The 21,296-nt window shown below is 46.0% G+C and carries 17 protein-coding genes; 14 read left to right on the top strand and 3 right to left on the bottom strand.

The features are described from left to right. Positions 1–88 precede the first annotated feature (88 nt). Genes OCV56_RS03940 through OCV56_RS03885 form a run of 12 tightly spaced genes read left to right on the top strand, consistent with a single transcriptional unit; the run spans position 89 to position 12,036 of the window. Positions 89–451: an ApeI family dehydratase gene (locus tag OCV56_RS03940; RefSeq protein ID WP_086714002.1), complete on the top strand. Its 363-nt coding sequence runs from the start codon at positions 89–91 to the stop codon at positions 449–451. Then, positions 444–2,243 carry a glycosyltransferase family 2 protein gene (locus OCV56_RS03935; RefSeq protein WP_086714003.1) on the top strand — a complete coding sequence of 600 codons (1,800 nt, stop codon included), beginning with the start codon at positions 444–446 and terminating at the stop codon, positions 2,241–2,243. The genes OCV56_RS03940 and OCV56_RS03935 overlap by 8 nt, the downstream gene beginning before the upstream one ends. Then, positions 2,221–3,768, top strand: coding sequence for an HAL/PAL/TAL family ammonia-lyase (locus OCV56_RS03930; RefSeq protein ID WP_086714004.1), 1,548 nt, complete (start codon positions 2,221–2,223; stop codon positions 3,766–3,768). The genes OCV56_RS03935 and OCV56_RS03930 overlap by 23 nt, the downstream gene beginning before the upstream one ends. A 56-nt stretch (positions 3,769–3,824) precedes the next feature. Continuing rightward, on the top strand, positions 3,825–4,328 hold the full coding sequence (locus OCV56_RS03925; RefSeq protein WP_086714005.1) for an acyl-CoA thioesterase: 504 nt from the start codon (positions 3,825–3,827) through the stop codon (positions 4,326–4,328). Continuing rightward, on the top strand, positions 4,315–4,995 hold the full coding sequence (locus OCV56_RS03920) for a LolA family protein (protein ID WP_086714006.1): 681 nt from the start codon (positions 4,315–4,317) through the stop codon (positions 4,993–4,995). The genes OCV56_RS03925 and OCV56_RS03920 overlap by 14 nt, the downstream gene beginning before the upstream one ends. Then, positions 4,967–7,339, top strand: coding sequence for an MMPL family transporter (locus OCV56_RS03915; protein ID WP_086714007.1), 2,373 nt, complete (start codon positions 4,967–4,969; stop codon positions 7,337–7,339). Before OCV56_RS03920 ends, OCV56_RS03915 begins: the two co-directional genes overlap by 29 nt. Beyond that, the gene (locus OCV56_RS03910) at positions 7,336–7,959 is read left to right on the top strand and encodes a DUF3261 domain-containing protein (protein ID WP_086714008.1); all 624 of its coding nucleotides are present in this window, start codon (positions 7,336–7,338) and stop codon (positions 7,957–7,959) included. The genes OCV56_RS03915 and OCV56_RS03910 overlap by 4 nt, the downstream gene beginning before the upstream one ends. Positions 7,960–7,964: 5 nt before the next feature. Beyond that, positions 7,965–9,164: a beta-ketoacyl-[acyl-carrier-protein] synthase family protein gene (locus OCV56_RS03905; protein WP_086714009.1), complete on the top strand. Its 1,200-nt coding sequence runs from the start codon at positions 7,965–7,967 to the stop codon at positions 9,162–9,164. Next, the gene (locus OCV56_RS03900) at positions 9,157–9,621 is read left to right on the top strand and encodes a hotdog family protein (protein WP_086714010.1); all 465 of its coding nucleotides are present in this window, start codon (positions 9,157–9,159) and stop codon (positions 9,619–9,621) included. Before OCV56_RS03905 ends, OCV56_RS03900 begins: the two co-directional genes overlap by 8 nt. Beyond that, complete coding sequence (locus OCV56_RS03895) at positions 9,618–10,343, top strand: 3-ketoacyl-ACP reductase FabG2 (RefSeq protein ID WP_086714011.1); 726 nt, start codon at positions 9,618–9,620, stop codon at positions 10,341–10,343. The genes OCV56_RS03900 and OCV56_RS03895 overlap by 4 nt, the downstream gene beginning before the upstream one ends. Further along, positions 10,340–11,563 (top strand): beta-ketoacyl-ACP synthase, encoded by a 1,224-nt coding sequence (locus OCV56_RS03890; RefSeq protein WP_086714012.1) that lies wholly within the window; start codon positions 10,340–10,342, stop codon positions 11,561–11,563. Before OCV56_RS03895 ends, OCV56_RS03890 begins: the two co-directional genes overlap by 4 nt. 8 nt (positions 11,564–11,571) lie before the next feature. Then, a complete protein-coding gene (locus OCV56_RS03885) occupies positions 11,572–12,036 on the top strand; it encodes an Sbal_3080 family lipoprotein (RefSeq protein WP_086714013.1) in 465 nt (154 codons plus the stop codon). A gap of 89 nt (positions 12,037–12,125) precedes the next feature. On the opposite strand, the gene gltX is transcribed toward OCV56_RS03885, so the two are convergent. Beyond that, complete coding sequence (gltX, locus tag OCV56_RS03880) at positions 12,126–13,553, bottom strand: glutamate--tRNA ligase (RefSeq protein WP_086714014.1); 1,428 nt, start codon at positions 13,551–13,553, stop codon at positions 12,126–12,128. A 317-nt stretch (positions 13,554–13,870) separates the two neighbouring features. On the opposite strand from gltX, the gene OCV56_RS03875 reads away from it, so the two are divergent. Both OCV56_RS03875 and OCV56_RS03870 read left to right on the top strand, forming a co-directional pair. Then, positions 13,871–16,654 (top strand): heavy metal translocating P-type ATPase, encoded by a 2,784-nt coding sequence (locus OCV56_RS03875; RefSeq protein ID WP_086714015.1) that lies wholly within the window; start codon positions 13,871–13,873, stop codon positions 16,652–16,654. Next, positions 16,644–17,084: a DUF411 domain-containing protein gene (locus OCV56_RS03870; protein WP_086714016.1), complete on the top strand. Its 441-nt coding sequence runs from the start codon at positions 16,644–16,646 to the stop codon at positions 17,082–17,084. The genes OCV56_RS03875 and OCV56_RS03870 overlap by 11 nt, the downstream gene beginning before the upstream one ends. Positions 17,085–17,346: 262 nt before the next feature. Here OCV56_RS03870 and OCV56_RS03865 read toward each other — a convergent pair whose 3' ends face one another. Together OCV56_RS03865 and OCV56_RS03860 are read right to left on the bottom strand one after the other, a co-directional pair. After that, positions 17,347–18,003 (bottom strand): oligogalacturonate-specific porin KdgM family protein, encoded by a 657-nt coding sequence (locus OCV56_RS03865; RefSeq protein ID WP_086714017.1) that lies wholly within the window; start codon positions 18,001–18,003, stop codon positions 17,347–17,349. Positions 18,004–18,539: 536 nt separating this feature from the next. Then, positions 18,540–21,197, bottom strand: coding sequence for a beta-N-acetylhexosaminidase (locus OCV56_RS03860; protein ID WP_086714018.1), 2,658 nt, complete (start codon positions 21,195–21,197; stop codon positions 18,540–18,542). Between the last annotated feature and the right edge of the window lie 99 nt (positions 21,198–21,296).

Here is a 21,296-nt window from a genome sequence, read left to right as displayed (position 1 = left end):
AAACCGCTGATCGTATTTTACACAGAGACTATCTTTTTATATTTTTGTCAAAGAACCAATATTTGCCTAAGGATTCTAAGCACGCCCTATGGATAAAAGAAAACCAAACATCATTGCTGTAGACACGATAGATAATGAATCGACCCTGACACTTAATGTTAGCGCAGATATCACCGATTTTAAGGGGCACTTCAAGAGCTTCCCTATTCTACCGGGCGTCACGCAAATTGATTGGGCACTTCACTACGCAGTCCAAGAGTTAGGCGTCCCTAGTTTCTTTAAAGGCATGGAAGTCATCAAGTTCCAAGAGCCTATCCTGCCTGACACCACAATCCAGCTATCACTCAAATGGGATGCAGACAAAAGCAAGTTGAGCTTCAGCTACACTTCAAATAACGGTGAGCAAACCCATTCTTCAGGCAAAATGAAGCTGGGAGAGAAAAGTGAATAGCACTCCAGTCGAGGCTACTTCTCAACACCAAACGAAGGAAAGCAGCTACAAGGCTTGCTTCCTTATCCCGTGCTTTAATCATGGCGCAACCATGCCTGCGGTGGTGTCGTCACTCCATCATTTTGAGTTACCTATCATCATCGTTGACGATGGTAGTGAACTCGCTACAAAACAGTTTCTCACTCCCCTAGCAGAGCACTCACATGTAACCTTGGTGACACTTGAAAAGAACCAAGGCAAAGGCGGTGCGGTAAAAGCCGGAATCAAAAAAGCACAACAACTCGGCTTTAGCCATGCCATTCAAATTGATGCTGACGGACAACATGACCTTGAAGCCTTACCAACATTAATTCAGGCATCACAAGCTAACCCACAACGTTTGATATCAGGCCAACCGGTTTACGATGAAAGTGTGCCCAAAGCGAGGCTCTACGGACGCTACGCGACACACATTTGGGTGTGGATAGAAACCCTGTCCCTATCGATCAAAGACAGCATGTGTGGCTTTAGAGCGTACCCTGTTGACCAAACACAAGCAGTACTAAGCAAATACGATGTTGGGTCTAGAATGGACTTCGATATCGAAATTCTAGTTCGCCTGTATTGGAAAGGTTGCGACATCGATTTCGTTGAAACTCGGGTGATCTATCCTGAAAATGGCATCTCTCATTTCGATGCATTGTGGGATAACGTCAAAATCAGTTGGATGCATACGCGTCTATTCTTCGGCATGCTGCCAAGAGCACCAAAACTGATTGCTCGTCATTTCAAATCTAACGCTACTGAAAGTAACCTAGGTTCATCAGCGGGTTCAGAACTGCAAAATTCAGAGCAGCCGCACTGGTCTCGCACCCAAGAACGCGGCACAGTGTTAGGCATCAAACTACTATTAGCCATTTATACCTTATTAGGTCGCGGCGTATTCAATCTAATCCTACGTGGTGTAATGCGTTACTACCACTTAACAGGCAAGCGCGCGCGAAACGCTTCTGAGCAATACTTGTTTCAACTAAAGGCTTACGCAGAGCAGCAGAATATAGAGTTGCCCGCGGAACTAACCAGCTACAACCACCTGCTTTCGTTTGGGCATACCATGCTCGACAAGCTCGCAGCATGGAAAGGTGACTTCTCGGTAGATAACCTTACCATCCATGGCCAAGACCAATTCGAAAGCATGGTGGCAAATAAGCAAGGTGTGCTAATTCTTGGTTCTCACCTTGGTAATATTGAGCTGTGCCGAGCTTTGGGTCGAAGACACTCAAACATCAAAATCAATGCGCTGGTTTTTACAGAACATGCAGAGCGTTTTAATTCCGTGATGAAAGCGGTTAACCCACAGTCGGATTTAAACCTGATTCAAGTGACTTCGATGGGGCCTGATACGGCTATCCTATTACAGCAGAAGTTGGAGCAAGGTGAATGGATCGTGATTGTCGGCGATAGAACTTCCACCAGCAAAGAGAGCCGCTCAGTATGGACAGAGTTCTTAGGTAAGGAAGCCCCGTTCCCTCAAGGGCCATTTATGTTAGCCTCTGTACTCAAAGCACCTGTATTTTTGCTATTTGGGTTACGTGACGATTCACAAGCAAAGCCGCACTTTAATGTCTATTTCGAGCATTTTAGCGACAGAATCGAACTACCAAGAAAGACACGCGAACAATCTTTAAAGCAAGTCGTTCAGCAATACGCAGATCGACTTCAGCACTACACACTGAAAGCACCGCTTCAGTGGTACAACTTTTTTAATTTTTGGACATTGAGCAAGCACCATGACGAAAAAGAATCCAAATAGCATCACCTTTGGTGCCGAACGCCTCACTATCGAGGACGTTGTCGCTATCTCACAAGGCGCAAAAGCCTCGATGAACACCAGTGACGAGTTCACTTCAAAAATCGACCGTGGTGTTGCATTCCTAGAGCGCCTACTTAAAGAAGAAGGCGTGATTTACGGCGTAACGACGGGTTACGGTGACTCTTGTACCGTTGCGATTCCGCCAAACCTTGTGGATGAACTACCTCTACATCTGACGCGCTTCCACGGTTGTGGTTTAGGTGAAACACTGTCTCACGAGCAATCTCGTGCCGTATTAGCAACGCGCCTGTGTTCTCTATCACAAGGCGTGTCTGGTGTGACTCATGATCTGCTTAACCAGATCGTCACTCTAATCAACCAAGATATCTCACCACGTATTCCTCAAGAAGGGTCGGTAGGTGCCAGTGGCGACTTAACACCTCTGTCTTATCTAGCAGCCGCGCTAATTGGTGAGCGCGATGTTATCTACAAAGGTGAAGTGCGCCCAACCAGTGACGTTTACAAAGAGCTAGGCATTAGCCCTATCAAGCTTAAGCCAAAAGAGGGCTTGGCGTTGATGAACGGTACTTCTGTAATGACGGCATTAGCGTGTATCGCTTACAAGCGTGCAGAATACCTAGCTCAGCTGTCAACTAAGATCACGGCTATGGTATCGGTAGGTATGCACGGCAATGACTTCCACTTCGATGAAGCCTTGTTCGCCGTAAAACCTCATCCAGGTCAACAACAGGTTGCGGCATGGCTGCGTGATGATCTGCAAGCAGATCGCCCGCCACGTAACAGTGATCGCCTACAAGATCGTTACTCTCTGCGCTGTGCTCCACATGTTATCGGTGTAGTTCAAGACTCTCTACCTTGGCTTCGTCAGATGATCGAGAACGAACTAAACAGTGCCAATGACAACCCAATAATCGATGGTGATAATGAACGCGTACTGCACGGTGGACACTTCTACGGTGGTCACATCGCAATGGCAATGGATACACTAAAAACCGCCGTAGCCAACCTTGCTGACCTGCTGGATCGCCAAATGGCCCAGCTGATGGATTACAAGTTCAATAACGGCTTGCCATTCAACCTTACGGGGGCTGAAGGCGAACGTAAGCCAATCAACCATGGCTTCAAAGCTGTACAAATCGGCGTGTCAGCTTGGACAGCAGAAGCATTGAAACACACGATGCCAGCAAGCGTATTCTCTCGCTCAACTGAGTGTCACAACCAAGACAAAGTGAGCATGGGCACTATTGCTGCTCGTGACTGTTTACGCGTTCTGGAGCTAACCGAACAAGTAGCAGCAGCTTCACTTCTAGCCGGTACGCAAGCGCTTGAACTTCGTAAACGCCACAATGAGCTAGATGAGCACCACATGAGTGAAAACCTCAAGCACATTCGCGACGAAGTACTGAAAGAATTTGAGTTTATTGTCGAGGACCGCCCGCTTGAAGGCGATCTGCGCCACTTTATTTCTCGTATTCAAAATCAGCACTGGTCACTTTACTCATAGAGTCATTGGCCTCATAAAATAGCTACCCCTTTACGCAATATTGTTGAGAGCGATTTATGTCTGGAATCCTTCATCCATTACAATCTGAGGTGACACTTGTCACCTCATTCCAAGATGCCGACCCAATGGGCGTGATCTATCACGGCAACTACTTCCGATTTTTTGAAGAAGCAAGACGCATCATGATGGATAAGATTGAGTACAACTACCATGAGATGAAGGATTCCGGCTACATGTGGCCTATCATTGATACTCGCGTGAAATACATCAAAGCGATACCGTTTAATCACAAGATTAAAGTCACAGCGAAGCTGACCGAGTGGGAAAACCGCCTGCGCGTCGATTATGAAATCCATGATGCCCTAACCGGTGCTCGTATGACACGAGCACACACAATGCAGGTTGCCGTGACCATTGAAGAGCAAGAGATGTGCTTCGCTTCTCCGAAAGTGTTTACCGACAAGGTAGAACACTGGCACCAGTTTGGTTGCTTACCTCTAGCAACTGAGCATCAACCTCAGGCCTCTAACCCACAGCAGGTGAACCATGAATCTGTTTAAACGCAGCCGCAAACACATCAATATCTTGCTACTTGGGCTTGCTGCGATGATGACGAGTGGCCTTGTTTGCGCCAAAGAGAACACAGCTGCTGTCGGCTCTATTTCAGAGCTGCAAGCGGTGCTCAGCGAAAATAGTATTGTTCGTGGCGAGTTTACTCAAACACGCAATATGGAGATGTTCGCCCAACCTCTAACGTCGCAAGGTACATTCCTGTTAGACAAATCAAGTGGTTTACTCTGGACACAAACCACACCGTTTCCGGTGAACTTGGTACTCACCGGCAACAAATTGAGCCAAAGGTTTGCCGACCAACCCGCGAAGATCATCACTGATAAAGAAAACCCAATGGCGTTTTATTTCAGCCACATTTTCCTATCGGTGTTCCACGGTGATACACAAAAACTTCAAGACCAATTCTCACTGTCGTTCCAACCTGCAACGGCACAAAGTTCAGACCAAAACACAGGATCTTGGACACTGACTCTTAAGCCCAAAAGCGCACCAATGAATGCAGTATTTGAGGCTATCACGCTGCAAGGCAACAGTGATATTGAGCGTATCGAGCTAAAGGAGATTCGCGGAGATAGCACGGTGATCGAATTTAGCCAGCTAAGCCATCAACCGGAAGTATTATCAGATGCCGAAGCGCAACAATTTCAGCTCTAAACTCGCCCTTGTCTGGCTAGTGATTGTGGCGCTATTCAGCGGACTGTTGATTAAACAGTTCGCTTTTTCTTCTTCAGTGCCTATCGAAAGCAACATCATGAAATTGCTGCCCGAAAATCAGCAAGATCCTATGGTTGAACAAGCTTTCCAGCAGATATCCAATTCGATGAGTGAGCAAGTGGTGTTTATCTTGAGTGGTTCAGACATCAAGAACACCATTGCGGCGACCAAAGCCTTTGAAAAAGCACTCAATCATGACGCCTTTTCAGGTGGCTCGGTACTCTTCAAGCATGTGCAAGGTAAAATCAACTCGAGCACACAAAGCCAATGGAGTGACTTCTATTTTCGTCATCGTGCTCAGCTACTGACAGAGCAACAAAAAGAAACACTAGCACACGCACCAGAGTCACGTGCTCAGTATGTGATTCAATCCTTGTACAACCCTTTTTCAGGCGTGACAGCGACCGAGTTAACCTTAGACCCATTCCTGTTGTTTCGCGATTATATAAGCGAGGTTGGCACTCGCTCGAGTAACTTTGGGCTTAAAGATGGCTATCTCACCGCTCAATCTCAAGAGCAATCACATATTCTCGTTACCGCGACGTTGGCGGGCTCCCCTTATAGCTTAGCGATTCAAGAACAACTGCCTGCGCTAGATACTTTAGAGCGAAAAATCGAAAAGCAATTTGACGTTAAAGTTCAGCACACTGGCGTGGTTTTCTACGCGAATTACGGCACCCAAAGTGCTAAGTCTGAAATCAGCACCATCGGCTTAGGCTCATTAGCAGGCGTGATTCTATTAGTGTGGCTGACGTTTCGTAGCGCACTCCCACTTGCCTTGTCTTTACTCTCAATTAGCACGGGGTTATTGGTCGCACTGGCAAGCACCGTCGCTATCTTTGGCAAAGTCCACCTATTCAGCTTGGTGTTTGGCGCGAGCTTGATTGGCGTATCCATCGATTACTCGTTCCATTACCTCACTGACCGTTTAGCCGCAGGAAGCCGATGGCAGAGCGATAAAGGGCTAAAGCACATCTTAGTTGCCATTACCCTAGGACTAATCACTAGCTTAATTGGATACTTAGGGCTGCTGGTTGCGCCCTTCCCTGGCCTACAGCAACTTGCGCTATTCTCGTCTATCGGGCTTATCGCCGCCTACGCTAGCGTGGTGTGTTGGTACCCAGTGCTGGCCTCTAAACCAAGCCAAGAGCGAGCGCTTCCTTTGGCCGGCCTTTGGCACACATGGTTAAACTTGTGGAGCCATCCCAAATTTAAAATCGGCTTGCCATTGATAGTGACCGTCTTAAGTTTGGCGTCAATCACTCAAGTTCGCTACGACGACGATATCAGGCAGCTTCAGGCAATGCCAGACCAGCTTAAACAACAAGAGCAAGCCATCTCTGAGATCTCCGGACTAGGTAGTACTCAGAACATGCTGTTGGTTACTGCCCAAAGCAACCAAGCGCTGCTCAATAAATTAACGTTGATCAGCTCTAAGCTTGATAACTTAGTCGCTCAGCAAGCTATCTCAGGCTATCGCAGCGTCAATCAACATCTGCCAAGTGAGCAAGAGCAGCACCAAAACTATCAGCTGGTTAAGCAACTTTATAATAACCAAAGCACCACGTTACAAACTACGCTTGGCTGGCCGAGCTTCCCAGAGCTTCCTAAATACAGTCCAATCACGCTCGATGAGTTTTTGGAATCTCCAGTATCAGAGCCTATCCGTCCGCTTTGGCTACAACCAATCAATAACCAAGCAGCGTCGGTGATTATGATCAAAGACGTCACCAATTCAGAGCTGTTCTCTCGATGGCTCGATTCAAACTTTGCTCAACGGCAAGGCGTGAAATACCTCAATAAAGCCGATGAGATCTCATCTCTTTTTTCTGAGTACCGCGTCAAAATTACCGAGCTGTTATTGATTGCATTCGCTGCTATTGGCATGGTGCTAGGTTGGCGCTACGGCGTGAAACAAAGCCTGTTGATGCTGTTGCCGTCATTGATTGCCGGAGTGGCAGGTTTAGCGGTCACGGGCATTTTAGGCTCGACACTGAATTTATTTAACCTGCTTGGCCTAATTCTGATTTTAGGGATTGGTATCGACTACACCCTGTTCTTTGCTGAGCAGAAAAAGTCGCTGAGTACCTTATTAGCGATCTCCTTGTCTGGCCTCACGACTCTGCTTTCATTTGGCCTTCTGTCACTGAGTCAGACTCATGCCATTCATAGTTTCGGTGTTACCGTCCTGACTGGTATTTTCGTGGCATGGTTACTTTCACCACTCGCGATTGACAACGAACAAGCCGCGGAAAAATCAAACTCTCGAGAGGCTTTTAGATGAACAAAACAATCAAGATAGCGCTCGCCGTAGTATTTGGCTTATTACTCAGTGCTTGTTCGATGGTGTCTCAACAGCCAACAGGCGCGAGCGTCTCTATCGGTCAAAACACAGAACTCGCCTTGCCTATGCCCGAAGAACTTGGATACTCATTAACGGCAAGTCAGTTAATTAGCGCAACCTGGCAAAAGGATACCCAGCAGTTACCCGTTCAAGTTGAAGTCACGCCCGATAAGGTTGTTTTAGCCGGTTTCTCTTCTTGGGGTACACGCATCTTATCGCTGCAATACCAAAACCAAACCATTGAAACTCAAGTGTTATCCGGCCTTGGCGCAACCTTACCGCAGCCTGAACAGGTGTTATTTAACTTAATGTTGACCTTATGGCCGGCAGAAGCATGGGCTCAACCTCTACAAGGTATTGGCTGGCATTTGGTCAATACAGATAACAGCCGCACTGTGTTTGATGACAAAAAGCAGGCAATCATCAAGATTGATTACCAAGCGGAACCGAATACACACAAAACTGCTGGCAATATTGTTTTCAAACATTTGACCCAAGGCTATACCATCACCATACAAACGTTGAATTCAACGATTGTCGATAATCCAAGTAAGAGCTAAACACTATGCCTATTTATATCCAAGACTGTGGTTTCCACTCAGCGCTAGGCTCAAGTATTACTGACATTCATGGCTGCATAAAAGGCGAACGTGAACCAAACATGATTGAAGCGAGCGATATGCTCAACGACGGCAAACACACTGTCGTTGGCAAAATCGCAGGTGAGCTACCAGAGATTCCACCCACTCTCGTGAAGTATTCCACTCGCAACAATCAACTCGCATTATCAGCTCTCAACCAAATCAAAGATTCTATCGAACAAGCAAAATCACAGTTTGGCGCAGACAGGATTGCCGTGGTTATTGGCACCAGCACATCGGGAATCTCTGACGGTGAAACTGCTCTCAAACATAAATTGGCACACGGTGACTTTCCAGAAGATTACCATTACTCAAAACAAGAGTTAGGCAATACCTCTGAATTCGTCAGCCAATATTGGTCGTTAACAGGACCAAGCTACGCAATTTCGACCGCTTGCTCATCAAGTGGTCGTGTATTTATTGCCGCCCAACGCTTGTTAGATTCAGGGATGGCTGATGCTGTATTAGTCGGCGGCGTAGATACCTTATGTAAGCTTACGCTCAATGGCTTTCATGGTCTTGAAGCACTTTCAACCACACATTGTAAGCCCTTTAGCGCTTCTCGAAATGGCATCAACATCGGAGAAGCGGCTGCGTTTATGTTGCTCAGCAAGGCAAAACTAAGTGGTGTCGCTACAGAGCAGAATTCGTCAAGCATTGCCTTATTAGGCTGTGGTGACAGTTCTGATGCTCACCACATTTCAGCGCCCCACCCTGAGGGCGATGGTGCTGAACAAGCCATGAGAAAAGCTTTAGATTCTGCACAGTTACAAGCAGAAGACATCGGCTACATCAATGCGCATGGCACAGCTACGCCACTCAATGACTCGATGGAAAGCAAAGCCATTCACCGTATTTTTGCAAACAAGGTTCCCGTTAGCTCAACCAAGCCGCTCACCGGGCATACTCTTGGTGCAGCAAGTGCGATTGAGGCTGCAATTGCGTGGCATATTTTAAAATATGACTTACCGCTTCCCTTACAAAAATGTCAGGATAAAGCTGAAGATATTGAGATTGATTTGGTAAACTGTGCGCAGAAACTTAAAGTAAAGAACATCTTAAGCAACTCATTCGCTTTTGGTGGCAATAACATTAGCCTGATTTTTGGTGTAGTAAATGACTGATATCCCTTCTGTAGACCAACTCCTCCCCCACGATGATCCGATGATATTAATCGATCGTGCTATCAGCGTAGAGGCGTTGTCGATCCACTGTCAGGTTGATATTGGTGAACATAACCTGTTCTTTGACGCCCAATCTCAAACGGTCCCAGCTTATGTTGGTATCGAGTTTATGGCGCAGTCTGTTGCTGCATGGTCTGGATACCATGCACTGAAAAACGGCACCACTCCCCCAATCGGTTTCTTACTGGGCTCTCGTCGCTACAAGTCACTGTGTGATGAATTTACTCAAGGTCAGACCCTTGATATCTACGCCGAGCAACTTATGGAAGACAGTGGCATGGCCGTGTTTACTGCAAGAGTCGAAGACCAAGGCGAGTTGGTGGCTCAATGCCAACTCAACGTCTATGTGCCAACCGAACAAAAATTACAAGAAATGAAAACTAGGAGCCCATCATGACCCGTCAGGTTTTAGTCACTGGTGCCAGCAAAGGCATCGGTAAAGCGATCGCTATTCAACTCGCCAAAGACGGATTTGAAATCGCCGTTCATTACATGGGTGACAAGCAAGGCGCTGAAGAGACGCTAAAGTCGATCACCGAACTGGGTGGCGCAGGCCGTCTTATCCAATTTGATATCAGCAACCGCAGCGAGTGTCGCGAAACGCTTGAGTCTGATATTGCTGAAAATGGCGCTTACTACGGTGTGGTGAACAACGCGGGCATTACTCGTGACACTGCATTCCCAGCCATGACGGAAGAAGAGTGGGATGGTGTAATCCATACCAACCTAGACAGCTTCTACAACGTACTTCACCCTTGTGTGATGCCTATGGTTCAAAAGCGCAAAGGTGGTCGAATCGTCACTCTAGCGTCTGTATCAGGCATCATGGGTAACCGCGGTCAAACTAACTATGCTGCTGCGAAAGCTGGTGTGATTGGCGCGACTAAGTCTCTTGCTCTAGAACTCGCAAAGCGCAAGATCACCGTAAACTGTGTGGCTCCTGGCTTAATTGACACAGGCATGGTTGATGAGCACGTAAAAGATCATGCTCTTCCACAGGTGCCACTACGCCGTATGGGCGAACCAGAAGAAGTGGCAGGCCTAGTCAGTTACCTAATGTCTGATATTGCCGGCTATGTCACTCGCCAAGTAATTTCAGTTAATGGAGGCTTAGTATGACCCGTCGTGTTGTTGTAACTGGTATGTCAGGTGTTACTGCCTTTGGTAACGACTGGCAACAAATCGAGCCAAAGCTGAAAGCGTGTGAAAATGCGACTCAGTATATGCAAAGCTTTGAGCAATATGATGGACTCAATACTAAGCTTGCCGCTCCTATTGATGACTTCCAATTGCCTAAACACTATAAGCGCAAGCAAGTGCGCGGCATGGGTCGTGTATCTCGCCTAGCAACCGTTGCCACCGAGAATGCGTTAGAGCAAGCAGGCTTAATTGGTCATGATGTATTGACCAATGGGGAAACCGGCATCGCTTACGGCTCATCAACAGGCAGTACTGATGCCGTTGGTGCGTTTGGTGTGATGCTTAATGAAAAATCGACACGCGCTATCACGGCGACAACCTACGTACAGATGATGCCACACACTGCTGCGGTAAACGTAGGTCTGTTCTTTGGACTGCGCGGCCGCGTGATTCCCACCAGCAGTGCATGCACTTCAGGAAGCCAAGCGATTGGATACGCCTATGAAGCCATCAAACACGGCTATCAAACCGTGATGGTTGCCGGTGGTGGTGAAGAACTATGTCCAACTGAGTCTGCCGTTTTCGATACCCTTTTTGCTACCAGTTTAAAAAACGACACGCCAGAAAAATCCCCTAGTCCTTACGACAGCGAGCGTGATGGCTTAGTTATCGGTGAAGGTGCAGGCACGCTTGTTCTTGAAGAGTACGAACATGCCGTTGCTCGTGGTGCGAAGATCTACGCTGAGATCATCGGCTTTGCCAGCAACTGCGATGCTGCTCATGTGACCCAACCTCAGATGGAAACCATGCAAATCTGTATGGAAAAAGCTCTGAAAGATGCGCAACTTCCGGCAGAAAAAATCGGTTATGTTTCTGCGCACGGTACCGCGACTGAAAAAGGCGATATTGCAGAAAGTAATGCTACGGCGAATATATTCGGTGAAGTGCCGATCAGTTCATTGAAAAGCTACTTTGGCCATACGCTTGGCGCATGTGGTGCGATTGAAGCATGGTTAAGCCTAGAGATGATGCACAGCGGTTGGTTCAGCCCAACCCTAAACCTTGAGAAGGTCGATGAGCAGTGCGGTAAGCTCGATTACATCACTGGCTCAGGCCGTGAATTAGATGTTGAGTATCTGATGAGCAACAACTTTGCTTTTGGCGGTATTAACACTTCAATCATCTTCAAAAAAATCTAGGATACGTAATGAAAAACTGGTTAGCCGTTGCAGCTGTCGCTTTACTCGCAGGTTGTAGTGCTCCTAAATATTCAGGAAATGCACTGCCGGAAGCAAATACCATCGAGCAAGTAACAATTGTTGAAGATGAAAAAACTCGTGCGGTTTTTCTCGATTCGATGCTCGACTGGTGTCTAAACAATCAAGTCAAATGTAAGGTTGTCGCAGACGGCTCTGAACACAAGCCTGAAGAGATTACACTAGATTACGTATCTCGTTGGAGCTGGGATTTCAGAACCTTTGTGGCAGACGCAAAAATCTCGGCTTATCAAGATCAACAGCGCGTTGGTAACGTAGAGTTTAAGGCGCCGAATAGCAGCAACTTTTCCAAGTTTGGTGACGATATGGAACGCATCAAAGCGATGATGGATATCTTGTTCGACAAGAAATCAGCCGCGCAAGCAACTCAAATGATTGCCGACGACCAGCTATAACAAAGTTATTTAGACAATAAAACTCCAAACAAATAAAAAGGGTCAGTAACCAAGTTACTGACCCTTTTTTGAATCTAACAACCGCTCAATTAAGCGTTAGCTTCACGCTCTGCGATGAACTCAAGAGCCATTTTGATGCGAGCGATTACACGCTCTTTACCAACAAGCTCCATCACAGCATCAACAGAAGGAGACTGACCACCACCTGTTACTGCTACGCGAAGTGGCATGCCGATTTTACCCATGCCGATCTCTAGCTCTTCACATACCGCTGCAATCACACCGTCTTTGATGTTTGCAGTCGTGAAATCTTCAAGTGCTTCAACCTTAGCAAGAGCAAGCTCTAGTGGGCCTTTAGCAACACCACGTAGGTGCTTCTTCGCTGCACCAGCTTCAAACTCAGAGAAATCTTCGTAGAAGTAACGAGATTGCTCAGCAAGTTCGATAAGCGTGTTGCAACGCTCGCCAACTAGCTTGATCACTTCAGTGATAGCTGGGCCGTTTGTTGTATCGATTTTCTGTGCATCTAAGTGCCATTGTAGGTATTTAGCAACGTACTCAGGCGCAGAAGTCTTGATGTAGTGGTTGTTCAACCAAAGTAGCTTATCAGTGTTGAATGCAGATGCAGACTTGCTGATTGCGTTCAGGCTGAAGAATTCAATCATCTCTTCTTGAGAGAAGATCTCTTGGTCACCGTGAGACCAACCTAAACGAACAAGGTAGTTGTTTAGTGCGTTGGGTAGGTAGCCTTCGTCGCGGTATTGCATTACTGATACAGCGCCGTGACGCTTAGACAGCTTCGCACCATCATCACCAAGAATCATTGCACAGTGAGCGAAAGTTGGAACTGGTGCGCCTAGTGCTTCGTAGATGTTGATTTGACGAGGTGTGTTGTTGATGTGGTCTTCGCCACGAACAACGTGTGTGATACCCATGTCCCAGTCATCCACTACTACTACGAAGTTGTAAGTAGGAGCACCGTCTGTACGACGAATGATTAGGTCATCAAGTTGGCTGTTCGCAATTTCAATGCGACCACGGATTTGGTCATCAAATACTACGCTGCCTTCTTTAGGGTTACGGAAACGGATAACGCATGCATCACCTTCTTTTGCTGCTTCGTTTGCTGCAACAATTTTAGGGTGGTTAGCATCGTAACGAGCCATCTCTTTGTTTTCTTCTTGCTCTGCACGAATTTCATCAAGCAGTTCTTTAGACGCGTAACATTTGAATGCTTTGTCTTCAGCAAGTAGCTTATCAACCATTTCGTTATAACGGTCAAAACGCTTAGATTGGTAGTAAGGACCTTCGTCCCATTCCATACCCATCCATTTCATGCCTTCTAGAATTGCATCAACCGCTTCTTGAGAGTTACGCTCAAGGTCCGTGTCTTCGATACGTAGAACGAATTCACCACCTTGATTCTTAGCGAATAGCCAAGAGTAAAGTGCAGTACGTGCACCACCAACGTGAAGATAGCCAGTTGGGCTAGGAGCAAAACGAGTTTTAACCGTCATTTAAATACCTTGATTATGTAGGTGATTCTTTTAGTGGTCGCTATTACAAAGCCTGCAACAGACAAATATCACTAAATTTTGGGCGCTATTTTATCACCACCGCTTAAATCTACAATCAGTAGTGAATGATTAATGTGCTGATCTGTTACGAAAGCTATCGTAGGAGCAGAAAAACGACTGTCGAACACAAGCCATCTACGCTGAGAACGCAAATTGTAGTCACGCTTACGATACGCTTCATCCATTCCATCACTCAATATTCCAACAAATATCGAATTCTTGAATTTATGTTTGACCTTACCCTTACGGGAAGGTTTATGTTAGGCGTAGATGAGAATTGGAGTATCGATATGAACCATTACACAACTGCGCTCAACGGCCTAAATTGCATGGGGTGTGCGAAGAAAGTCCGCACACTGTTTGATGATCTCGACAATACGACGATCAATGACATATCGCCGACGTACATCGATGTTTCGACCCCTTTTAGTTATGTTGATCTCAACGAACAGTTAGCGACTCTTGGTTATTCTATGGGTAATTCACTGCACCTTTCATTGTCAGGGCTCAGCTGTGGTAAATGCGTGAGCAAGCTGACTCAAGCGCTTGAACAAACCGAGCAAGCCTCAAACCTAGAAGTAACCAAACATGAATTATCACTGGTTACTCTGCTTTCTGAATCTGAGGTTATTGAGCTGGTCGAAAGCGTGGGTTATCACGCGACTCCCTACTCTAAAGTTAATGAGCCTTTACCGAATTCAGATTCAGAAGACGACAAAAAACCAGCGCCTGCGGAACCGACACAAGATAAACCTGCTGCTAGCCAATATACCTATCACCTAGTGCTTGAGGGAATGACATGTGCAAGTTGTGTTTCTTCGGTAGAGAAGGCGCTGAAAAAGAATGAATTCGTCGACCAAGCACAGATTAACCTCGCTGAGCAAACGGCCTTGGTTTTCACCTCAAAAACACGAGAAATCATTGAAAGCGACCTAATAGAATCCGTTAAAGCCGCGGGGTATAGCGCCGAATTCGTTGACGACGCCGCAACTCAACAGCAAAAACAGCAAGAGCAACAACTTCGTACCCAACAAGCCTTCCTGAAAAACTCAGTGAGCGCACTACTGCTTGGGGCTCCGCTGATGGTATGGGGCGTATTCGGTGGCAGCATGACCATTGCTACACTTAGTGACCAACTGGCTTGGGGCTTGATTGGTGTCGTTTGTTTGATACTGCTTGCAACCTCAGGTCGCAGCTTCTTCACTAATGCTTGGCAGTCACTGATGCATAAACGTGCGACCATGGATACGCTAGTCGCTCTGGGTACCGGCGCTGCATGGTTCTATTCAATGTTGGTTGTGCTTATCCCATCGTGGTTCCCAGAAGCATCTCGTCATGTGTATTTTGAAGCAAGCGCAATGATTGTTGGCTTAATATCTTTGGGTCACTATATTGAAGCCAAAGCCAAAGCTCGCACCACAAAATCGCTCCAAGCACTGATTAACTTGCAGCCTCAAAAAGCAGTGGTCATTGTCAACGGAAAAGAACAAACCATCGCCGCAGAAGCTATCCAGGTCGGTATGCAAGTACGTGTAAAACCGGGAGAAAAAGTGCCGGTTGATGGTGTTGTGGTATCGGGTGAATCTTATATCGATGAATCGATGCTGACCGGTGAACCACTTCCTAACGAAAAATCGGCTAATGACGGCGTTTCTGCAGGCACCATTAATGGTGATGGCAGCCTAATCATTGAAGCGACCGGGATTGGCTCAAGCACTATGCTGGCTCGAATCATTCAAATGGTACGCCAAGCGCAAAGCAGCAAACCAGCGATTGCCAAACTTTCCGACTCTATCTCAGCTATTTTCGTCCCAGTTGTCGTCGCGATCGCAGCAATTGCAGCCCTAGTTTGGTTCTTTGTTGGTCCGCAACCAAGTGCAAGTTACATGCTTGTCGTATCGACGACTGTGCTGATCATCGCTTGTCCGTGTGCTCTAGGCCTTGCGACGCCGCTTTCTATTACAGTAGGTGTCGGCAAAGCTGCTGAGTTTGGCGTTCTGATTAAAGATGCGGATGTGTTGCAGTCAGCTAGCAAAATCGATGCTGTGGTATTTGATAAGACGGGTACCCTAACCCAAGGTAAACCAAGTGTTCAACAGGCCTTTTATCACAACCTATCAGAACAAGAACTGTTGGCTTACGCCTATTCGGTTGAGGTAGGTTCAGAACACCCGCTTGCCAAAGCCGTTTGCCAGTATGCCGAGAACCTCGAAGTTTCCGCAATCCCGCACAGCAATTTTGAAAACCACCGCGGCCTCGGCGTACAAGCCAACATTAACGGCAAACATGTTCAAGTCGGCTCCCTGAAATACCTAACCCAACTCGGTATTGATACTCAAATAGGTAGTGACTTTATTGAACTTTGCCGCACACAAGCATGGACGCCAATCTTCGTCGTCATCGACCAAAAACTGGAAGGCATATTGGGCATTTCAGACGCGTTAAAAATAGATAGTAAACAGGCGATAGCTCAACTAAAATCCGCCGGAATTCACACTGTGCTGTTAACGGGCGACAACGATTCTGTTGCTCAGGCCATTGGTAAGAACGTCGGTATCGACGAAGTTATCTCAGAAGTACTTCCAGAGCAGAAAGCTCAACATATTGTTCAGCTTCAACAGCAATATAAGAGTGTTGCCATGGTCGGAGACGGTATTAACGATGCGCCTGCTCTTGCTCAAGCGGATATAGGAATCGCAATGGGCAGTGGCAGCGATGTGGCGATCGAAAGTGCGCAAATGACGCTGCTCAACTCGTCACCTCTCTCTGTTAGTAATGCGATAGAACTGTCCCAAGCAACGGTGAGAAACATGAAGCAAAACCTCTTTGGTGCCTTCATCTACAACTCACTGGGCATTCCTATCGCTGCAGGAGTGCTCTACCCATTTTTCGGGTTTCTACTTAGCCCTGTTGTTGCGGGCGCTGCTATGGCGATGTCGTCAATTACGGTAGTTAGCAATGCCAACAGGCTGAGATTGTTCAAACCTATTCATTCTAATATCAACAAAAACCATATTCATGAGGTTAACCATGATTCGTAAAATTATGACTCTTACTGCACTCGCTGCAATTTCAGGACAAGCTCTGGCTACCGATGTCCTAAACCACAAATCCCCATACTGTGGCTGCTGTACAGAATGGACTGAACACATGCAAGACGCTGGGTTCGATGTTACAGAGAAACTCCACGATGACATGAATCCTATCAAACAGAAATTGGGGATAACGCCAGAGCTAGCTTCTTGCCATACAGCAGAGATCGACGGTTACGTATTTGAAGGACATATTCCAGCAGAGGACGTGAAAGCCTTTTTAGAAAATCCACCGCGTAATGCGATTGGTTTGGCTGTTCCGGGCATGCCTATGGGGTCACCGGGCATGGAGTACGGCGATAAGAAAGACGAGTACTCTGTGTATGCGTTTAACGAGAAAGGTCAAGTGTTTGAATACCGTCATTACAATGGTAATTAGAGCGTAAAGAAACCGGCACAAAGCAATATTTAAGAAGTTATAAAAATAGAGCCTAGCATTAAGTAAACCCAAGACTGTGGTTTACTTGCTAGGCTCTTTGCTTTTGGACAGTAAAGCAAATCTTGTTGCGGCACCAACCGGGCTGTTGGTACCGCTATGTTTTCGTCGCTAGTTAGCGAAGACGCTATTTAACAAAAAGCTAATTAACGAAGAAGTTCACTTGGCTAATAATCTAATCGACTATGTAGCCAAGTGAATCAGCTTAGAAGCCGTAAGAAGCACCGAATACGAATGCGTTGTTAGCATTGTCAGCTTGGTTACGGTACTCAAAGTAAGGTTGAACACCTTGGCGAGTCCATGTAGCACGAAGCTCGTGGTCCATTGTGTTATCAGCATCGCTGATTACGTATACGTTGTTGTAGCTTAGAGCTAGCTCAGCATTTACTGCGTAACCGATACGGTTATCAAAGCGAGTTTGGTCGTCAGCTTTGCTGTCTTCCATTGCGTGGTAACGAGTACGGTTGCTGATTGAGATACCGTTATCAAAGTTGTAGCCAATCTTAACTAGTGGACGGTACTGAACAGTCTCACCGTTGTTTAGTAGGTGGTGGTAACCAGCAGCAACCCATAGGTTGTCATTGATGTTGTACATCTGCTCAACACCTAAAGTAATGTATGGTGAATTACCAATGTTGTTATCTTGCAGAGCATCATCGTCGTACTTACCAAGAGAGATACCATCGAACTCTGTTAGTAGCGTTGTACCAGAATCAAACGTGTGGCCAGCTTCTAGAGTAGACGTAGCGTTTGGTTGGAAATCAGAGTGAAATTGAACGTTACCTGTAACGTAAGAAGAACCAGCAAAAGCACTAGAAGCGAAAGCAAGAGAAAGAGCACTTAGAGCGATAATTTTTTTCATAGTAAACTGCCTTAGTTTGATTTTTTCAGCGGCATATCTTCGGTACATCATTCACCTTCACCGCTTGAGTAATTGGTAGCCTCCCTGGCATGAAATCTATGTTGCTCGAATTAATTTGCGTTTCAAAATAAAAGAGTAAGCAAAGTGATCCCTCTCACTATCAAAAAAGAACAAGTTATTTAACACTTAATAATCAATAACTTAAAAACATAAAAATTAGTAAAAAACTAAACATGGAAAAACAAACAGATCAAGATCACGTTGTTTTACGGTGCAAAATTAGATTCAGTTAGTTGAATCACATCTAATTTAGAGTTTTTTACAAGGGACTTATTTTTTGAAGAGAATAATGAGAAGCGCGTCACTTTTGCGATGGAACTCACCTTATGTGCATTGTTGACGTTATAAACAAAGACGATTTCTATATGTTTCAGTTTTGGATGAGAACCTAATTTGCAGTAAACAAAAAGAGCTCCCGCTTTTTATCTTGAGTAAGATAATAGCTACGGAGCTCTTCTATTAATGTTGCTTATCGATTATTTAACCGATGTTACTCGACTTACTTTCTCGCCACTTTCAGAGATAGAGCGGATGTAAATTTCGCCTGAAACCGATGGACGTTGTTGCTCATCGTACGTTAACCAGTTTTCGCCATCAGCAGAGTACTGAAGCTCTACACCTGGGAATTGAACGTTCATCGCTAACTTGCCATCAACAACCTGCGCGCCCGGTACTGGTAGTCGGTAATCAATACCTGCTTTCTCAAGTTTAGCCAACTCACGTTGACCTACAATATTCGCGAAGCGATTAAAGTCGCTGTTTAGAGCCTGCTTATTCACCAAGTCAGTATCTTGAGAATATTCAACACCCACTTTGTAGTCGTTTTCCCAATCTGCTCGGTGCCATGCACGCTCAGCTGCTGCAAGTACACGAGGGAACACCATGTATTCATATTGCTCGTCAGTACGTACTGTTTCAGACCAAAGCTGTGCAGACAAACCGTAGAAAGGTTTCGCTTCAATTTCGCCTTTGCCTTTGCCAGAGAAGCCATTGCCGTCACGGTCTAATGATGTTTCTGCGTTTTGTGGCATGTTTTCTGGTGCGAAGCCAAACATCTTACGAGTATCGGTTGCACGCGTTGCCCAGTAGTAACCGCGCTCTGCAGCATCTACTTCGTATGGCATATCCATGTATACGTAGTCCGGGTTAGAGACTATTACGTCATACCCTTTTGCAGACCAGTCGTATACTGATGAAGTGCCGCCCCAGTAAAGAACGTCCCAGAAGTTCACGCGTGTGCTTTCTGTTGCAAATGCTTTCTCACCTTCGCTGTATTTCAGGCCATCTTGCCATGCTTGGAAATGAGGAATACCTTTGTCAGCAACAATCTTAGATACCTGCTCGGCAAAGTGACTTGGCAGATGACCGAAGTCGCTTACAGTTCCATCAGCGATCAAAGACTGACACTGTGGAGACTGTTGGAATGGCTTATCTTGCTTAGACAAGTCGATATTGCCTTTCCAAGCCACTTTATCTTCTGCATTAATATCTTGTAAGCCAGCGCCTAACTTGATGTTTTTCGCTTCATCGCCGCCAAAGTGCCAAGTCGTTAGTGGAACGCCTGCTTCTTGGTGCATTGCCGCCACTTCAGAGATCACTTTATCGACAAAGTGAGTAGAAGATTCCATACATGGATTAATGAAGCTTTGCTTATCGTAGAACTGAACCGTCGTTACGTTCGAGGTATCTTGTGGATCCATCAAGCGGTATTCATTCGCTTCTGCTTCTTTACCTTCCGCCATTAGACGAGTGTAACGTGCTTCCATTGAGACCACAGCAGAACGCGCGTGTGCTGGCATATCAATTTCTGGAATTACTTCGATGCTGCGCGCTTTTGCGTAGCTTAAGATCTCGATGTAATCCGCTTTACTAAAGAAACCAGAGCCAAAGTTGTCTGTTGTTGGACCTGAACCTAGCTGAGGCAATAAACAGCTTTGCTCATCCAAATCAAAACAACGATTAGACCCTACATCCGTTAGCTCTGGTAAACCTGGGATTTCTAAACGCCAGCCTTCATCATCTGTTAAGTGAAGGTGCAGTTTATTCATCTTGTATGCTGCCATTTGGTCTAGCGTTGCTAGGATGGCATCTTTTGAGTGGAAGTTTCGAGCAACATCCACCATCACACCACGGTAATCAAAGCGCGGTGCATCTTTGATCGACAGTTGTGGTAATGATTCAGCGTTCTGACTGTCTATTAGGCCAAAAATAGACTGAACTGCGTAGAAAGCACCTGTTTTATCAAACGCTTTGATCGCAATCCCCTCTTCCGAGATGCTTAGTTCATAAGCGCCAGGTTTTGCTAAATCACCCGTAAACTGAGTAGGAACAACGGCAACACTAACAGGTAGGTCACCACTCACATCTACGTTTACCACATCTGCACGTTCTTCAATTGCAGCGAACTGGTCAGCATCGAATGCCTCTTTTGGTAGGGCAATACCACCAGCAATGCTCACTGAACCTTCACCCACCTCTACCGACATTGGCGTTGGTAGTAATGTTGTTGATACATCTTGCGTTGCTAGATCTGCATTCTTTTCAAAACGCGTCACTGCTGTAGCCATGACATTATTGTCATCTGGTGTACGCTTAAGGTTATTACCCTCAAGGCCAGTTACGAACGATGCAACATCTTCTGTATTCAATGATGCAATCATCTTAGGTTCTGCGTTTGGCGCCGTCACGAATGCACCTGGCATAAAGTCAGTTTCAAACAGTTGCCAGTATTCACTCGTTAAAGGAAGAACCACTTCTTCACCAGCCGCAAAGCCATCAAATTTTTCTGTAGGTTCTAGTTTGTGAAGGTCACCAGTGACACGAGTGATCTTAAATTGCTCATTATCAACATCTAGAATAAGACGAATACTGTGGAAGTAGATGCTCCAATCTTTAGAATCAATCGCTTCGCCTTCATTAGTTAGCGTCATGTTTACTTTGTTACATGACGCCCATTCAGCACCTAGGTCCTGACAAGCCAAGCCTTCATTCGCACCATGGTTAGTTAGAATTTCGTACTGAACATCAAGATTTTCAGCCAGTGCGTTCACTACTTTTTGTTCTGGTGCTTGTGTTACTGCACAACCCGTTAGACCAGCCAATACCGCTACAGATAGTAAGTTTCTCTTCAACATCGTATTCACCCATAAATTAAAAATTGAGTAAGAAGCAAAATGGTGCGCTTCGAAAGTTAGATAAACTATATGGGCTTATTTTTTACCGTGAATTAAATC

The organism is Vibrio gigantis (assembly GCF_024347515.1).
GTDB classification, from domain to species: domain Bacteria; phylum Pseudomonadota; class Gammaproteobacteria; order Enterobacterales; family Vibrionaceae; genus Vibrio; species Vibrio gigantis.
The sequence above is the reverse complement of the archived record's forward strand: the minus strand, read 5'-3'. Positions and strand labels throughout refer to the sequence as shown.

Excerpts from the sequence above, each read along its gene's own strand:
- OCV56_RS03940 (WP_086714002.1), top strand. The coding sequence starts at position 89 with ATGGATAAAAGAAAACCAAACATCATTGCTGTAGACACGATAGATAAT.
- OCV56_RS03930 (WP_086714004.1), top strand. The coding sequence starts at position 2,221 with ATGACGAAAAAGAATCCAAATAGCATCACCTTTGGTGCCGAACGCCTC.
- OCV56_RS03925 (WP_086714005.1), top strand. The coding sequence starts at position 3,825 with ATGTCTGGAATCCTTCATCCATTACAATCTGAGGTGACACTTGTCACC.
- OCV56_RS03920 (WP_086714006.1), top strand. The coding sequence starts at position 4,315 with ATGAATCTGTTTAAACGCAGCCGCAAACACATCAATATCTTGCTACTT.
- OCV56_RS03915 (WP_086714007.1), top strand. The coding sequence starts at position 4,967 with ATGCCGAAGCGCAACAATTTCAGCTCTAAACTCGCCCTTGTCTGGCTA.
- OCV56_RS03910 (WP_086714008.1), top strand. The coding sequence starts at position 7,336 with ATGAACAAAACAATCAAGATAGCGCTCGCCGTAGTATTTGGCTTATTA.
- OCV56_RS03905 (WP_086714009.1), top strand. The coding sequence starts at position 7,965 with ATGCCTATTTATATCCAAGACTGTGGTTTCCACTCAGCGCTAGGCTCA.
- OCV56_RS03900 (WP_086714010.1), top strand. The coding sequence starts at position 9,157 with ATGACTGATATCCCTTCTGTAGACCAACTCCTCCCCCACGATGATCCG.
- OCV56_RS03895 (WP_086714011.1), top strand. The coding sequence starts at position 9,618 with ATGACCCGTCAGGTTTTAGTCACTGGTGCCAGCAAAGGCATCGGTAAA.
- OCV56_RS03890 (WP_086714012.1), top strand. The coding sequence starts at position 10,340 with ATGACCCGTCGTGTTGTTGTAACTGGTATGTCAGGTGTTACTGCCTTT.
- OCV56_RS03885 (WP_086714013.1), top strand. The coding sequence starts at position 11,572 with ATGAAAAACTGGTTAGCCGTTGCAGCTGTCGCTTTACTCGCAGGTTGT.
- gltX (WP_086714014.1), bottom strand. The coding sequence starts at position 13,553 with ATGACGGTTAAAACTCGTTTTGCTCCTAGCCCAACTGGCTATCTTCAC.
- OCV56_RS03875 (WP_086714015.1), top strand. The coding sequence starts at position 13,871 with ATGTTAGGCGTAGATGAGAATTGGAGTATCGATATGAACCATTACACA.
- OCV56_RS03870 (WP_086714016.1), top strand. The coding sequence starts at position 16,644 with ATGATTCGTAAAATTATGACTCTTACTGCACTCGCTGCAATTTCAGGA.
- OCV56_RS03865 (WP_086714017.1), bottom strand. The coding sequence starts at position 18,003 with ATGAAAAAAATTATCGCTCTAAGTGCTCTTTCTCTTGCTTTCGCTTCT.
- OCV56_RS03860 (WP_086714018.1), bottom strand. The coding sequence starts at position 21,197 with ATGTTGAAGAGAAACTTACTATCTGTAGCGGTATTGGCTGGTCTAACG.